At 60.7% G+C, this 13,372-nt stretch carries 10 protein-coding genes and 1 pseudogene; 1 reads left to right on the forward strand and 10 read right to left on the reverse strand.

What is annotated here, in order from left to right:
* Positions 1-5: 5 nt before the first annotated feature.
* From hutH (ABIA48_RS13200) to hutC, 9 genes and pseudogenes are all read right to left on the reverse strand, one after another.
* Positions 6-1,539: pseudogene (gene hutH / locus ABIA48_RS13200) on the reverse strand (histidine ammonia-lyase).
* A 112-nt stretch (positions 1,540-1,651) separates the two neighbouring features.
* Positions 1,652-3,175 (reverse strand): histidine ammonia-lyase, encoded by a 1,524-nt coding sequence (gene hutH / locus ABIA48_RS13205; protein WP_429489160.1) that lies wholly within the window; start codon positions 3,173-3,175, stop codon positions 1,652-1,654.
* A 152-nt stretch (positions 3,176-3,327) separates the two neighbouring features.
* On the reverse strand, positions 3,328-4,158 hold the full coding sequence (locus tag ABIA48_RS13210; protein ID WP_007989255.1) for a quaternary amine ABC transporter ATP-binding protein: 831 nt from the start codon (positions 4,156-4,158) through the stop codon (positions 3,328-3,330).
* Complete coding sequence (locus ABIA48_RS13215; RefSeq protein ID WP_007989253.1) at positions 4,155-5,006, reverse strand: ABC transporter permease; 852 nt, start codon at positions 5,004-5,006, stop codon at positions 4,155-4,157. Before ABIA48_RS13215 ends, ABIA48_RS13210 begins: the two co-directional genes overlap by 4 nt.
* Before the next feature lie 70 nt (positions 5,007-5,076).
* On the reverse strand, positions 5,077-6,045 hold the full coding sequence (locus ABIA48_RS13220) for an ABC transporter substrate-binding protein (RefSeq protein WP_429489163.1): 969 nt from the start codon (positions 6,043-6,045) through the stop codon (positions 5,077-5,079).
* Positions 6,046-6,114: 69 nt separating this feature from the next.
* The gene (locus ABIA48_RS13225; RefSeq protein WP_429489165.1) at positions 6,115-7,587 is read right to left on the reverse strand and encodes a purine-cytosine permease family protein; all 1,473 of its coding nucleotides are present in this window, start codon (positions 7,585-7,587) and stop codon (positions 6,115-6,117) included.
* Between the two features lie 163 nt (positions 7,588-7,750).
* Positions 7,751-9,433, reverse strand: a complete 1,683-nt coding sequence (gene hutU / locus ABIA48_RS13230; RefSeq protein WP_429489167.1) for a urocanate hydratase — start codon at positions 9,431-9,433, stop codon at positions 7,751-7,753.
* 442 nt (positions 9,434-9,875) lie between these two features.
* Complete coding sequence (locus ABIA48_RS13235) at positions 9,876-10,445, reverse strand: HutD/Ves family protein (protein ID WP_429489169.1); 570 nt, start codon at positions 10,443-10,445, stop codon at positions 9,876-9,878.
* On the reverse strand, positions 10,442-11,152 hold the full coding sequence (gene hutC, locus ABIA48_RS13240) for a histidine utilization repressor (RefSeq protein WP_161793960.1): 711 nt from the start codon (positions 11,150-11,152) through the stop codon (positions 10,442-10,444). The genes ABIA48_RS13235 and hutC overlap by 4 nt, the downstream gene beginning before the upstream one ends.
* A gap of 146 nt (positions 11,153-11,298) precedes the next feature.
* Between hutC and ABIA48_RS13245 the strand changes: the two genes are divergently transcribed.
* Positions 11,299-12,663 (forward strand): formimidoylglutamate deiminase, encoded by a 1,365-nt coding sequence (locus ABIA48_RS13245; protein ID WP_429489171.1) that lies wholly within the window; start codon positions 11,299-11,301, stop codon positions 12,661-12,663.
* Positions 12,664-12,785: 122 nt separating this feature from the next.
* Here the strand turns inward: ABIA48_RS13245 and ABIA48_RS13250 are convergent, their stop codons facing one another.
* Positions 12,786-13,355 (reverse strand): lipocalin family protein, encoded by a 570-nt coding sequence (locus tag ABIA48_RS13250; protein ID WP_429489173.1) that lies wholly within the window; start codon positions 13,353-13,355, stop codon positions 12,786-12,788.
* Positions 13,356-13,372: the final 17 nt, after the last annotated feature.

The raw sequence follows: 13,372 nt of genomic DNA on the forward strand, positions 1-13,372 counted from the left end.
GGCCATTAGAGGCTAGGCAGCAACTTCGCCGTCACCAGCTCGTTCAGGCAGCGCGAGGCCAACAATTCAGACGCCGCATTGATGTCCGGCGCGAAGAAGCGGTCTTTCTCATAGAACGGCACTTCGTTACGCAGGATGGCGCGGGCCTTTTCCAGTTTTGGCGAGGTTTTCAGGCCGTCGCGCAGGTCCAGGCCCTGAGCCGCCGCCAGCCATTCAACGGCAAGAATCCCGCGGGTGTTCTCGGCCATTTCCCACAGACGCTTGCCCGCTGCCGGGGCCATCGACACGTGGTCTTCCTGGTTGGCGGAAGTCGGCAGGCTGTCCACCGAATGTGGATGGGACAACGCCTTGTTCTCGCTGGCCAAGGCCGCTGCGGTCACCTGGGCGATCATGAAGCCGGAGTTCACGCCACCGTTGGCCACCAGGAATGGCGGCAATTGCGACATGTGCTTGTCCATCATCAGCGAGATACGGCGCTCGCTCAGGGAACCGATTTCAGCGATGGCCAACGCCATGTTGTCAGCGGCCATGGCCACAGGTTCGGCGTGGAAGTTACCGCCGGAAATCACGTCGCCTTCCGCCGCGAAAACCAATGGGTTGTCGGAGACGGCGTTGGCTTCAATAGCAAGCACTTCGGCAGCCTGACGGAACTGGGTCAGGCACGCGCCCATGACTTGCGGCTGGCAGCGCAGGGAGTACGGATCCTGAACTTTTTCGCAGTTTTCGTGGGAGTCGGAGACTTCGCTGCGCTCGCCCAGCAGATCGCGATAAGCGGCTGCGGCGTCGATTTGGCCTTTCTGGCCACGGGCAGCGTGGATGCGTGCGTCGAACGGCGAGCGCGAACCCAGTACCGCTTCAACGGTCAGGCCGCCCAGGGCCAGAGCACCGGCGAACAGGTCTTCGCCTTCGAACAGGCCACGCAGGGCAAAAGCGGTGGACACCTGAGTGCCGTTGAGCAGCGCCAGGCCTTCTTTCGCCGCCAGGGTCAGCGGGGCAAGACCGGCGACTTTCAGCGCTTCGGGTGGCTTCCATCCATTCGCCTTTATAGCGAGCCTTGCCTTCGCCCAACAGCACCAGCGACATGTGGGCCAGAGGCGCCAGGTCACCGGAAGCACCGACCGAGCCTTTGAGTGGAATGTGCGGGTAAACCTCGGCGTTGATCAGGGCGATCAGCGCGTCGATCACCACACGGCGGATGCCGGAGAAACCACGGCTAAGGCTGTTGACCTTGAGCACCATGATCAAACGCACCAGATCATCGCTGATCGGCTGGCCGACACCGGCGGCGTGGGACAGCACCAGCGAGCGCTGCAGGTTTTCCAGGTCTTCGCTGGCAATGCGGGTCGAGGCCAGCAGGCCGAAACCGGTATTGATGCCATAAGCGGTGCGGTTCTCGGCGAGGATCTGCTCCACGCAGGCAACGCTGGCTTCGATCTGCTGCGATGCGCTGTGATCGAGAGTGACTTTGACCGGTTGCTGATAAACATCACGCAGTTGGGCAAGGCTCAGTTGGCCGGGAATCAGGTTAAGCGCAGTCATTTCATGCTCCTTTTGAGAGTTAGTTATTAACTCACCAGACGCTCCGGAGATGTCCGTTGTCCGTCGCGCCCCTCTGTTGGGGGCGCGCCTTGGCACGCTGGTGTTACTGGGATCAGTGCAGGTTCGGTAAAGCCTTGTGCAGCAAAATCGAGTCTTTCAAAACGCTGGCGGCGGCAGCGATGTCCGGTGCCAGCCAACGGTCCTGGTCGTACGCCGGAACCCGCTCGCGCAGCAGACGCCAGGCAACATCGGTACCGGCTCCGAAGCGTTGTTCCTTGAGGAATTCAAACGCCTGGGCCGCCAGCAGGTACTCAATGGCGAGGATCTGCGTGCAGTTTTCCAGGGCGCGGTGCAGCTTCAGCGCGGCGTTGGTGCCCAGGCTCAGGTGGTCTTCCTGCAGGCCCGAGGTGACGTAGTTGTCGAGTACGGCCGGTTGCGCCAACTGGCGGTTTTCCGCACACAGCGAAGCGGCGACGTACTGGACGATCATCATCCCGGAGTTAACACCCGGATTGGCCACCAGAAACGCCGGCAGGCCGCTGACGTGCGGGTTGATCAAGCGATCCAGGCGACGCTCGGCGATGGAGCCGATTTCCGCCATGGCAATCGCCAGCAGGTCCGCCGCCATTGCCACGGACTGGCCGTGGGGGTTGGCCTGGGACATGACACGGAAGTTGTCCGGTGTACCCAGCAGCAGCGGATTATCGGTGCAGCCGTTGAGTTCGGTTTCGATTTGCTTGATCGCGTGCTCAAGCTGATCGCGAGCGGCGCCATGCACCTGCGGGATCGAGCGGATGCTCAGCGCGTCCTGGGTGCGGATGCCTTTGCTCTGGGCAATCACTTCACTGCCATCGAGCAACGCGCGCAGGTTGATCCCGACCTGTTGCATGCCAGGGTGCGGCTTGAGCGCGATGATCTCGGCATCGAACGCGTCAATCTGCCCGCGCTGGGCTTCGAAGCTCATGGCACCGATCACGTCGGCCCATTCCAGCAAACGCGTGGCATCGGCAATCGCCAGGCAGCTCAGGCCGGTCATGCACGGCGTACCGTTGACCAGGCACAAACCATCTTTCGCTCCGAGCTTGACCGGTTGCAGGCCTTCTTCGGCCAGCGCTTGCTGCGCGGAAACGATCTGACCGCGATAGCTGACATTGCCGACACCCAGCAGTGCGATGCCGATGTGCGCCATGTGGGTCAGGTAGCCCACGGAACCCTGGGTTGGCACCTGCGGGGTGATGCCCCGGTTGAGCAGTGCCAGCAGCGCTTCGACGACCTGACGGTGCAGGCCGGATTTGCCGTGGCTGTAGTTGACGATGGCGGCGCACATGATCGAGCGGGTCTGCTCGTCGGTGAGCGGTGCACCGACGCCACAGGCGTGGCTGAGCAAGGTATTGCGCGACAACTGGCTGAGTTGTTCGTCCTGCAGCGAGACGTTGCACAGCGCGCCCAGGCCGGTGTTGATGCCGTAGGCACGTTCGCCGCTGGTGACGATGCGCTGGACGATGGCCTGTGCGTTTTCAATCCGTGCCCAGACCGGCGCCGACAGCTCGAGCGGTGCGCCATGACGAGCGACGGCGACCACATCCTGCCAAGTGACCTGCGCTTCGGTGATAACGATTTTTTCAGCCTGGGACATCTTCAACCTCGTGCTTACAACCTGAATATTGATGCAGCTTCACTGACGCCTTCGCGGGCAAGCCCGCTCCCACAGTGGATCTCTGGTGTTCACAAAATCCCTGTGGGAGCGGGCTTGCCCGCGAAGGGGCCCGGCCAGCCACCACAATTCTTTTAAACCACCGCCGCCCGACGCTGCACAAAGCGGTCGACATACTCATCCGCCGGCGAATGCAGGATCTCTTTCGGCGTGCCGACCTGGATCAGGCGGCCGTCCTTGAGGATCGCGATGCGGTTGCCGATGCGCACGGCCTCGTCGAGGTCGTGGGTGATGAAGACGATGGTCTTGTGCAGGGTCTTTTGCAGTTCCAGCAACTGGTCCTGCATCTCCGCGCGGATCAGCGGGTCGAGGGCACTGAAGGCTTCGTCCATCAGGATGATGTCGGTGTCCGCCGCCAAGGCGCGGGCCAGGCCCACACGCTGACGCATGCCGCCGGAAAGCTGATGCGGGTATTTGTTTTCGTAGCCCTTGAGGCCCACGGTGTTGATCCAGTGCAGCGCACGCTCGGCGCACATGGCTTTGCTTTCGCCACGGATTTTCAGGCCGTAGGCGACGTTGTCCAGCACGCTCTTGTGCGGCAACAGGCCGAAGCTCTGGAACACCATGCTGATCTTGCGCCGGCGAAATTCGCGCAGGGCTTCCATGTCGTATTGCAGGATGTCCACGCCGTCCACCAGGATCGCGCCGCTGGTCGGGTCGATCAGGCGGTTGAAGTGGCGCACCAGGGTCGACTTGCCGGAACCCGACAGGCCCATGATCACGAAGATCTCGCCGCTGCCGATGCTCAGCGACAGGTCGTTCACGCCGACCACGCAGCCGGTTTCGGCCAGCACCTGGTCCTTCGTCTTGCCCTGGCCGACCATGGCCAGCGCGTCCTTGGCACGGTTGCCGAAAATCTTGAAGACGTTCTTGACTTCAATCTTGCTCACGGTTGCGTTGTTCATTTGCTCACCTCATGCCGTGCGCGACCGTACGCCTGTGTAATGCGGTCAATCACAACAGCCAGAATCACGATCGCCAGACCGGCTTCAAGGCCACGTCCGACGTTGAGGGTCTGAATCCCCACCAGTACGTCTTCACCCAGGCCACGGGCACCGATCATCGAGGCGATCACCACCATCGACAGGGCCATCATGGTGGTCTGGTTGATGCCCGCCATGATGCTCGGCAGAGCCAGCGGCAGTTGCACGCCGAACAGCTGCTGCCAGCGGTTGGCACCGAAGGCGTTGATCGCTTCCATCACTTCGCCGTCGACCTGGCGGATGCCCAGATCGGTCAGACGGATCAGCGGTGGCGCGGCGTAGATCACCGTGGCGAAAATCGCCGGGACCTTGCCCAGGCCAAACAGCATCAGCACCGGGATCAGGTACACGAAGCTCGGCATGGTCTGCATGATGTCCAGCAACGGCATCAGCACCGAACGCAGGCGATTGCTGCGCGCCGAGAGGATGCCCAACGGCACGCCGATCAGCACCGAAATGACCGTCGCCACCATCATCAGCGCGAGGGTCTGCATCAGTTTGTCCCAGAGGCCAACCGCACCCACCAGGAATAACAGACCGACGATCACCGCCGTGGTCACGACTTTACGGGTCGCGTGCCAGGCCACGCCCGCCACGATGGCCAGCATCAGCCACCAGGGTGCAGCGCGCAGCAGGCTTTCAAGATTGACGATGGCCCACAACAGGGTGTCGGAGATGTGCCGGAACACGTCGCCGTAGTTGGTGACCAGCGAATCGACCCAACCGTTGACCCAGTCGGCGATGGAAAAGGTAAAGCTTTCGGGAAACATAAGAGACTCTCAATCAAGGGGTTGCGATCAAGCATCCGACTGCCGTTGTCGACAGTCGGAGAAGCTCAACCTACAAGGCCGCGTCGATTTTCTTGGCTGCGTCTTCGCTCACCCACGCGTGCCAGACTTCAGGATGTTCCTTCAAGAAGATCTTCGCCAGTTTTGGCGACTCGATCCGCTCTTTGGTCATGCGTCCCAGGTTCTGGTTCAGCAGGTCGATCGGCAGGTTGACCTTTTCCAGCACGGCCACCAATTCAGGCGCTTCGTCGTGGAAGGTCTTGGACAGGCCGACCTTGATGGTCACGGACTTGTCCACGCCTGGCTTCTCTTCGAGTTTCACCACATCAACCTGGCCCATCAGCGGCGTTGGCGACCAGTAGTAGAACAGGATCGGCTCGCCACGCTTGTAGCTCGACAGCACCGCGGCATCCAGCGCCGGGCCGGTGCCTGGGCGGAAGTTGGTGTAGGTGCTTTCCAGACCGTAGCTTTTCAGCATTTCGCTGTTGTCGAGCTCACAGGTCCAGCCGGCCGGGCAGTTGTAGAAACGGCCCTTGGATGGCTCTTCGGCGTCCTGGAAGATCGCCGAGTACTTGCCCAGGTCGGCAATGTTTTTCAGGTCCGGGGCCTTGGCTTCCAGCTTGCGCTTGGCGTCGCCTTCGATCACGTAGCGTGGCACGTACCAGCCTTCGATGGCACCCACGACCGGAGCACCGACACCGACGACCTTGCCGGCCTTCTCGGCCTTGTTCCAGACCTCGCTGCGGCCGACCCATTCTTCGGCAAACACCTGGATGTCGTTGCTGCTCAGGGCGTTTTCCATGGTGATGGAGTTGCCTGGCAGGCTGTCGGTCTTGCAGTCGTAGCCTTTCTCCAGCACGACTTGCAGCACGTCCGTCAGGAGCATGGCGCTTTCCCAGTTCAGGCCGGCAAATTTCACCGGTTTGCCCGACTCGCACCAACCCGCCGCCTGAGTGGCGCCAGCGCTGGCCAACAGGCCCATGGAAAGCAATGTGGTCAGCAGGGTCTTGTTCGATTTCATTGTTGTGACGCTCCTAATCATGAATTGGCTTACGGCAGTCAAGAGGCATCCAGCCCTGGCAACGTCCAATCAGGCCTGCGCCGCAGCGCGACCGGCCTCGCTTTTTTTAGGTTGTACAACGTTGTCCTGCTCGACCGGCAGAATCAGTTGATCGGGCACTGTGCCGTGCCATTTTTTTGCACACACGTAATACAGGGCTGCTGGAAGCGCCAGACCGATGATCCAGGAAATATCCACATCACCCAGAGCTGCCACCAACGGACCGGTGTAGAACTTGGTGGAGATGAACGGCAGCTGCACCAGTACACCGAAAACATAGACGCTGATACCGAGGGGGTTCCAACGACCGTAGCGCCCCTTCGGATCGGCCAGCGCCGGCACGTCATAGCGCTCGCGGGTGATGCAGTAGTAGTCCACCAGGTTGATTGCGCTCCATGGCGTGAAGAACGCCAGCAAGAACAGGATGAAGGACTTGAACGCACCGAGGAACGAGTGCTGACCGAGCAACGCCATCAGGGTCGCAGCACCGACGATGACCAGCACGAAGACCAGACGCTGCAAGCGCGTGACTTTCAGGTCACCACGGAAACCGCTGATGATGGTCGCGATGCACATGAAGCTGCCGTAGGAGTTAAGCGTGGAGATGGTCACCTTGCCGAACGCGATGCTGAAGTACAGCAGCGCAGCGGTGGCACCGGTCCCGCCCAGACCCACGATGTACGCCACTTCGTGGCCGGCAAATTGCCCATTGGCCGAGGCGGCGGCAAACACGCCGAGGATCATCGCCACTTGTGCGCCAATCACCGAACCCGCGCCCGCGGCGAAAAAGGTTTTCACCGAGGAAATCTTGCTCGGCAGGTAGCGTGAATAGTCCGCCACGTAAGGACCGAAGGCGATTTGCCAGGACGCTGCGAGCGACACCGCCAGCAGGAAGGTGCTCCAGCTGAAGTGACGGATTTGCAGGAGTGCGCCGACGTCGGTCTGACTCATCAGGCGAGTGAACAGATAAACAAAGGCAATCACGCCAATGACACTGGCAACACGGCCGATCCAATGGATCACCCGATAACCGAGCACCGTTACCAGCACGATGACACTGGCGAAAATCAGGATGCCGACGCTGTCGCTGACCCCAAACAACTGGCCCAGCGCCTGGCCGGACAGCACAGTACCGGTTGCAGTGAAACCGAGGTACATCAGACACACCAGCACGATCGGAATAGCCGCGCCATACACGCCGAACTGGACCCGACTGGAAATCATCTGCGGCAGGCCAAGCTTGGGCCCTTGCGCGGCATGCAGCGCCATGACGGCGCCGCCGAGCAGTTGCCCGATCAACAAGCCGATCAGCGACCAGAACACGTCACCGCCCAGCACCACGGCCAGGGCCCCGGTGACAATCGCGGTGATTTGCAGGTTGGCACCCATCCACAGGGTGAACTGGCTAAACAGACGACCGTGTCTTTCCGCTTCCGGGATGTAGTCGATCGAACGTTTCTCGATCAACGGTTTATTGCCTGCACGTTCGTCAGTGACAGCCATGGTTCAACCTCTGTGGATTGTTCTGATTATTCGTTGAGTTGATGTGTGGCTGCTCTTCTGTGGGAGCGAGCTTGCTCGCGATAGCGGTTTGTCAGTCAACAAGGATGTTGAATGTGCCGGCCTCATCGCGAGCAAGCTCGCTCCCACATAAAGCAGTACAGCGTTATTTGCCGGTAATCATCGGCAGGTTCAGCCCTTGTTCCTTGGCACAGTCGATCGCGATCTGGTAGCCCGCATCGGCATGACGCATAACGCCGGTGGCCGGGTCGTTGTGCAGCACGCGAGCGATACGCTCGGCCGCTTCATCGGTACCGTCGCAGACAATCACCATGCCCGAGTGCTGGGAGAAGCCCATGCCGACACCGCCGCCGTGGTGCAGGGAAACCCAGGTCGCACCGCTCGCGGTGTTGAGCAGGGCGTTGAGCAGTGGCCAGTCGGAAACGGCATCGGAACCGTCCTGCATCGATTCGGTTTCGCGGTTCGGGCTCGATACCGAACCGGAGTCCAGGTGGTCGCGACCGATCACGATCGGCGCGGACAGCTCGCCGCTACGTACCATTTCGTTGAACGCCAGACCCAGCTTGGCGCGCAGACCCAGGCCAACCCAGCAGATACGTGCCGGCAGACCCTGGAAGCTGATGCGCTCGCGGGCCATGTCCAGCCAGTTGTGCAGGTGGGCGTCGTCCGGGATCAGCTCTTTGACCTTGGCGTCGGTCTTGTAGATGTCTTCGGCGTTGCCCGACAGTGCAGCCCAGCGGAACGGGCCGATGCCACGGCAGAACAGCGGACGGATGTAAGCCGGTACAAAGCCTGGGAAGTCGAATGCGTTTTCCACGCCTTCTTCCTGGGCCATCTGACGGATGTTGTTGCCGTAGTCGAAGGTCGGAATGCCCATCTTCTGGAAGTCGAGCATCGCTTTGACGTGCACGGCCATCGATTGCTTGGCGGCTTTGATCACAGCGGCCGGCTCGGTCTTGGCGCGAGCGCGGTATTCGTCCCAGGTCCAGCCGGCAGGCAGGTAGCCATTGAGCGGGTCGTGGGCGCTGGTCTGGTCGGTGACCATGTCCGGGCGCACGCCGCGCTTGACCAGCTCCGGAAGGATTTCAGCGGCGTTGCCCAGCAGAGCGATGGAAATCGCCTTGCCTTCTTTGGTGTATTTGGCGATACGGGCCAGAGCGTCGTCGAGGTCTTTGGCTTGCTCATCGACATAGCGACTTTTCAGACGGAAATCGATGCTGACCTGCTGGCATTCGATGTTCAGCGAGCAAGCGCCGGCCAGGGTTGCAGCCAGGGGCTGGGCGCCACCCATGCCACCCAGGCCAGCGGTCAATACCCACTTGCCTTTCAGGTCATCGTTGTAGTGTTGGCGACCGGCTTCGACGAAGGTTTCGTAGGTGCCCTGGACGATGCCCTGGCTGCCGATGTAGATCCAGCTGCCGGCGGTCATCTGGCCGTACATGGCCAGGCCTTTGGCGTCGAGTTCGTTGAAGTGTTCCCAGCTCGCCCAGTGCGGCACCAGGTTGGAGTTGGCGATCAGTACGCGCGGAGCATTAGCGTGGGTCTTGAACACGCCGACCGGCTTGCCGGATTGCACCAGCAGGGTCTCGTCGTCGTTCAGGTTGGTCAGGCTTTCGACGATCTTGTCGTAGCATTCCCAGTTACGTGCAGCGCGACCGATACCACCGTAAACCACCAGCTCCTTAGGGTTCTCGGCGACTTCCGGGTCGAGGTTGTTCATCAGCATGCGCAGCGGCGCTTCGGTCAGCCAGCTCTTGGCGGTCAGCTTGTTACCGCGTGCGGCACGGATTTCAACGTCACGAAACTTAGTAGGTTTAATGTCAGTCACGAAAAAGACTCCTCAGCAATCAATCCAAACCAACCCAGGCAGTGGGCGAGCAAGCCAATGGGCATCAGTGCACACCGGCGAATCAGTGGACGATGGTTGAGTCCTCGCGACTCATACGCATACGTCTTTACTTGTACATACAAGCATATGCAATCAAGCGGCCAACTTGCTGAATGAGCATTCAAGAAAAGTTCTGAAACGGCTGGAGAGCGCCTGGAACAGGGGTTCTGGCGAAGATGAAATTTTTCAGGGGAGATTTTGCAGCAGCGAGGGTGTTGTTACCGGAGCGTGGTTTTGCGCCACGCTGGGGCGTTCGGTAACAATATGGTGCGCTTTCGGGAACGCTGAAAAGAAAAAGATCGCAGCCTGCGGCAGCGCCTACATGGGATGGTGTTGCACCCTGTAAGCGCTGCCGCAGGCTGCGATCTTTTGAAACCGAGAATCAGTGTGCGGACAGCTCAATCACGCAGCATGGACCGTTGACCGCGATTTCCAGCAGGCCAGTGTTACCGTCGAGTTGCAGGCAATCATGCAGACCGAGTTGCGAAGTGTCGTTATCGACCTTCACTTCCAGCGCAGTGCCGATGCTAAACACCAACACCGTACCCGCCGAGCTGAAAAACCGCTGCTCGCCCGCCAGCCACTGCAACCGTGCACCGTACCGCTGCGGCGCATAAATCAGGTTGAAATCGCGAATCGGACCGCCGAGCAATGTGCAGGAAACCTTGCTTTCACCGCTGAAGGCAAACGGGTCCAGCGGTAACAGTGACCGAGTGTCCTGGCCATCCACCGTCAGGGTCATGCCGTCGCCCTGCAAAACGGTGATCACCCGCTCGTAACCGGCGAACGTGGAAAACCCGCCCGACTCACCAATGTCGGCAATCGACAGGCGCCAACCAAAGCCATCCAGGCCGGTGCCCGCATCGCGGGTGATTTCTTCGGTGCTGCCGCCGCCGTTTTTCCACGGCATGCGCGGGTAATCTTTGGCGCGTAAAACCTTCAACTGATTCATTTGTGAAAGCGTCCTTCCAGACGATGACGGGAACCGGGGTGGATCAAGCGTGCGGCGGTCACCGGCTGGCGACCGGACCAGGTGCGGCGACGGATCAGCAGGCACGGCTCGCCCTTTTCAATCTGCAGCAATTTGCATTCGGACGGCTCGGCCAGGATCGCCTCGACCACGTGCTCGCCTTCGGTCAGCGGCGCGACCTGGTTCAGATAGGCGTATGGCGTTTGCAGGGTGAAGTCCTGCTTGAGGTAGTCCGGCGCCACCAGCGCATTGACGAAACGGTCTTCGATTTGCACCGGGATATCGTTTTCGAAATGCACGATCAGCGAGTGGAACACCTTCTGCCCTTCGCGCATGTCCAGCGCCAAGGCACGCTCGGAACCGGCAGCCTCTTCTTCAAGGGTGATCACCTTGCAGGTGTGGCGATGGCCACGGGAGGCGATTTCGTCGGCAATGTTGTGCACTTCGAACAAGGCGGACTGGCTTTTCGGCTCGGCGACGAACGTGCCGACACCCTGCATGCGCACCAACAGACCGTCGGCGGTCATCTCGCGCAGCGCGCGGTTGATGGTCATGCGGCTGAAGCCCAACTGGTTGACCAGTTCGCTTTCCGACGGCACACGATAGTGCGGCGGCCAGTTTCCACTGTCGATTTGCTGGGTGATCATTTGTTTGACGCGGGCGTACAAGGGCGCCGGACTGTCGCCCATGTTCGCGGCCAACGGAGAGACTGGAGGCGGAGTCGGCACGGTTAATCCTTGGTCGTTTAATGAATATCGCTAGCTTGCCGGAGTTTACCGGGCAGGCAAACGTCTGTATATGTATATACAAATAACACACGATGAGGTGCTGAACCATGTCCGCCTTCTTTGCCGAACGCGCGCTGCTGCCTAGTGGATGGGCCAACAATGTACGTCTTGAGGTCAGCGCCGACGGCGTATTGACCCATGTCCAGGCCAATTCCCATGCAGATGGCGCCGAGCGGCTGAGCGGTCCGCTGCTGCCGGGCATGCCGAATCTGCACTCACACGCCTTCCAGCGGGCCATGGCCGGGCTGGCGGAAGTAGCGGGTAATCCGAACGACAGTTTCTGGACCTGGCGCGACCTGATGTATCGCCTCGTCGGAAAAATCAGCCCGGAACAACTCGGCGTCATCGCCCGTCAGTTGTACATCGAAATGCTCAAGGCCGGTTACACCTCGGTGGCGGAATTTCACTACGTGCATCACGACATCAGTGGCCAGCCTTACGCGGATCCGGCCGAACTGGCCCTGCGTATCAGCCAGGCTGCCCGTTCCGCGGGTATCGGCTTGACCCTGTTGCCGGTGCTCTACAGCCATTCCGGTTTCGGTGGCCAAGCGCCGAACGACGGTCAGCGCCGCTTTATCAACAGCACCGAAAATTACCTCAAGCTGCAATCGCGCCTGCAACCGGTCCTGGCGCAACAACCGGCGCAAACCCTGGGCCTGTGCTTTCACTCGTTGCGCGCGGTCACGCCGCAGCAGATCAGCGAAGTGCTGGCGGCCAGCGACAAGCAATGCCCGGTGCACATTCACATCGCCGAGCAGCAGAAAGAAGTCGACGACTGCCTGACCTGGAGTGGCCGTCGTCCGCTGCAATGGCTGTACGAAAACGTCGAAGTCGACCAGCGCTGGTGCCTGGTCCACGCGACCCACGCCAACCCGGAAGAAGTCACGTCGATGGCCAGGAGCCGCGCTATCGCCGGCCTGTGCCTGACCACCGAAGCCAACCTCGGTGACGGGATTTTCCCGGCGGTGGACTTCCTCGCCCAGGGCGGGCGTATGGGCATCGGTTCCGACAGCCATGTGTCGTTGAGCGTGGTGGAAGAATTGCGCTGGCTGGAATACGGCCAGCGACTGCGTGACCAACGGCGTAATCGTTTGTATGGCGCGGAGCAGCCAATGGTCGGCCGCACGCTGTTTGATGCCGCGCTGGATGGCGGTGCTCAGGCGTTGGGCCAGCCGATTGGCGCGCTGGAAGTCGGCAAGCGTGCCGACTGGCTGGTGCTCGACGGCAACGATCCGTATCTGGCAACGGCCAGCGGCGACGGGATTCTCAACCGCTGGCTGTTTGCCGGTGGTGATCGCCAGGTGCGGGATGTGTTGGTGAACGGCCAGTGGGTGGTGCGTGATGGGCGCCATGCTGATGAAGAAGAAAGCAATCGCGCCTTCACCCAGGTCCTGCGCGAATTACTGGGCTGACATCAAACAAAAATGTGGGAGCGGGCTTGCTCGCGAAGGCGGACTGTCAATCAACATCTCTGTTGAATGTGACACCCTCTTCGCGAGCAAGCCCGCTCCCACATTTGGATATGTGCTGACGGTTAGTTCGAGGTCTCGGCCATCTGCTGTTCCGACGCCCGCCAGATCAGCCGCGTGGTGTCGTAACCCTGCTGACGCGCCTTGCTCAGCAGCTCCTCACGCACCACACCGTTCACGCTCGGCGTGCGCGACAACAGCCACAAATATTTCCGGCTCGGGTCACCGACGATGGCGGTCTTGTAGTCATCGCTGACGTACAGCACCCAGTATTCGCCCTTCGCCGTACCCGGGATCAGCCTGGAGAACCAGGTATCGAACTCGACCCACAGCTTGTCGTTCTTGCCGGGCTCCTGTGGATAAGCCGTGCCCTTGACCTCTTCCCATTGCCACTGAGCCGTCAGGCAGCGGTTCAGCACCGCCACGTTACCGTCAGGCTTGAGCGTGTAATGGGCTTCGGATTGCGCGCAATCACGCTGGAAGTACATCGGCATGCGGGCCAACTCATACCAGGTACCCTGGTAGCGCTTGAGGTTGACGCTTTTGACCGTCTTGGGGGCCAATGGGTCCGGGCCAGGCGTCGCACAGCCGGCCAACATCAGGCCGGCAAAAAGGATGATCAATAACCGCTTCATTATTTTTCTCCCGTGGG

The organism is Pseudomonas sp. S30_BP2TU TE3576 (genome assembly GCF_050436025.1).
GTDB lineage: Bacteria > Pseudomonadota > Gammaproteobacteria > Pseudomonadales > Pseudomonadaceae > Aquipseudomonas.

Coding starts and splice junctions, on each gene's coding strand:
- hutH (WP_429489160.1), bottom strand. CDS start 3,175: ATGTCCCAGGCTGAAAAAATCGTTATCACCGAAGCGCAGGTCACTTGG.
- ABIA48_RS13210 (WP_007989255.1), bottom strand. CDS start 4,158: ATGAACAACGCAACCGTGAGCAAGATTGAAGTCAAGAACGTCTTCAAG.
- ABIA48_RS13215 (WP_007989253.1), bottom strand. CDS start 5,006: ATGTTTCCCGAAAGCTTTACCTTTTCCATCGCCGACTGGGTCAACGGT.
- ABIA48_RS13220 (WP_429489163.1), bottom strand. CDS start 6,045: ATGAAATCGAACAAGACCCTGCTGACCACATTGCTTTCCATGGGCCTG.
- ABIA48_RS13225 (WP_429489165.1), bottom strand. CDS start 7,587: ATGGCTGTCACTGACGAACGTGCAGGCAATAAACCGTTGATCGAGAAA.
- ABIA48_RS13235 (WP_429489169.1), bottom strand. CDS start 10,445: ATGAATCAGTTGAAGGTTTTACGCGCCAAAGATTACCCGCGCATGCCG.
- hutC (WP_161793960.1), bottom strand. CDS start 11,152: ATGGGCGACAGTCCGGCGCCCTTGTACGCCCGCGTCAAACAAATGATC.
- ABIA48_RS13245 (WP_429489171.1), top strand. CDS start 11,299: ATGTCCGCCTTCTTTGCCGAACGCGCGCTGCTGCCTAGTGGATGGGCC.
- ABIA48_RS13250 (WP_429489173.1), bottom strand. CDS start 13,355: ATGAAGCGGTTATTGATCATCCTTTTTGCCGGCCTGATGTTGGCCGGC.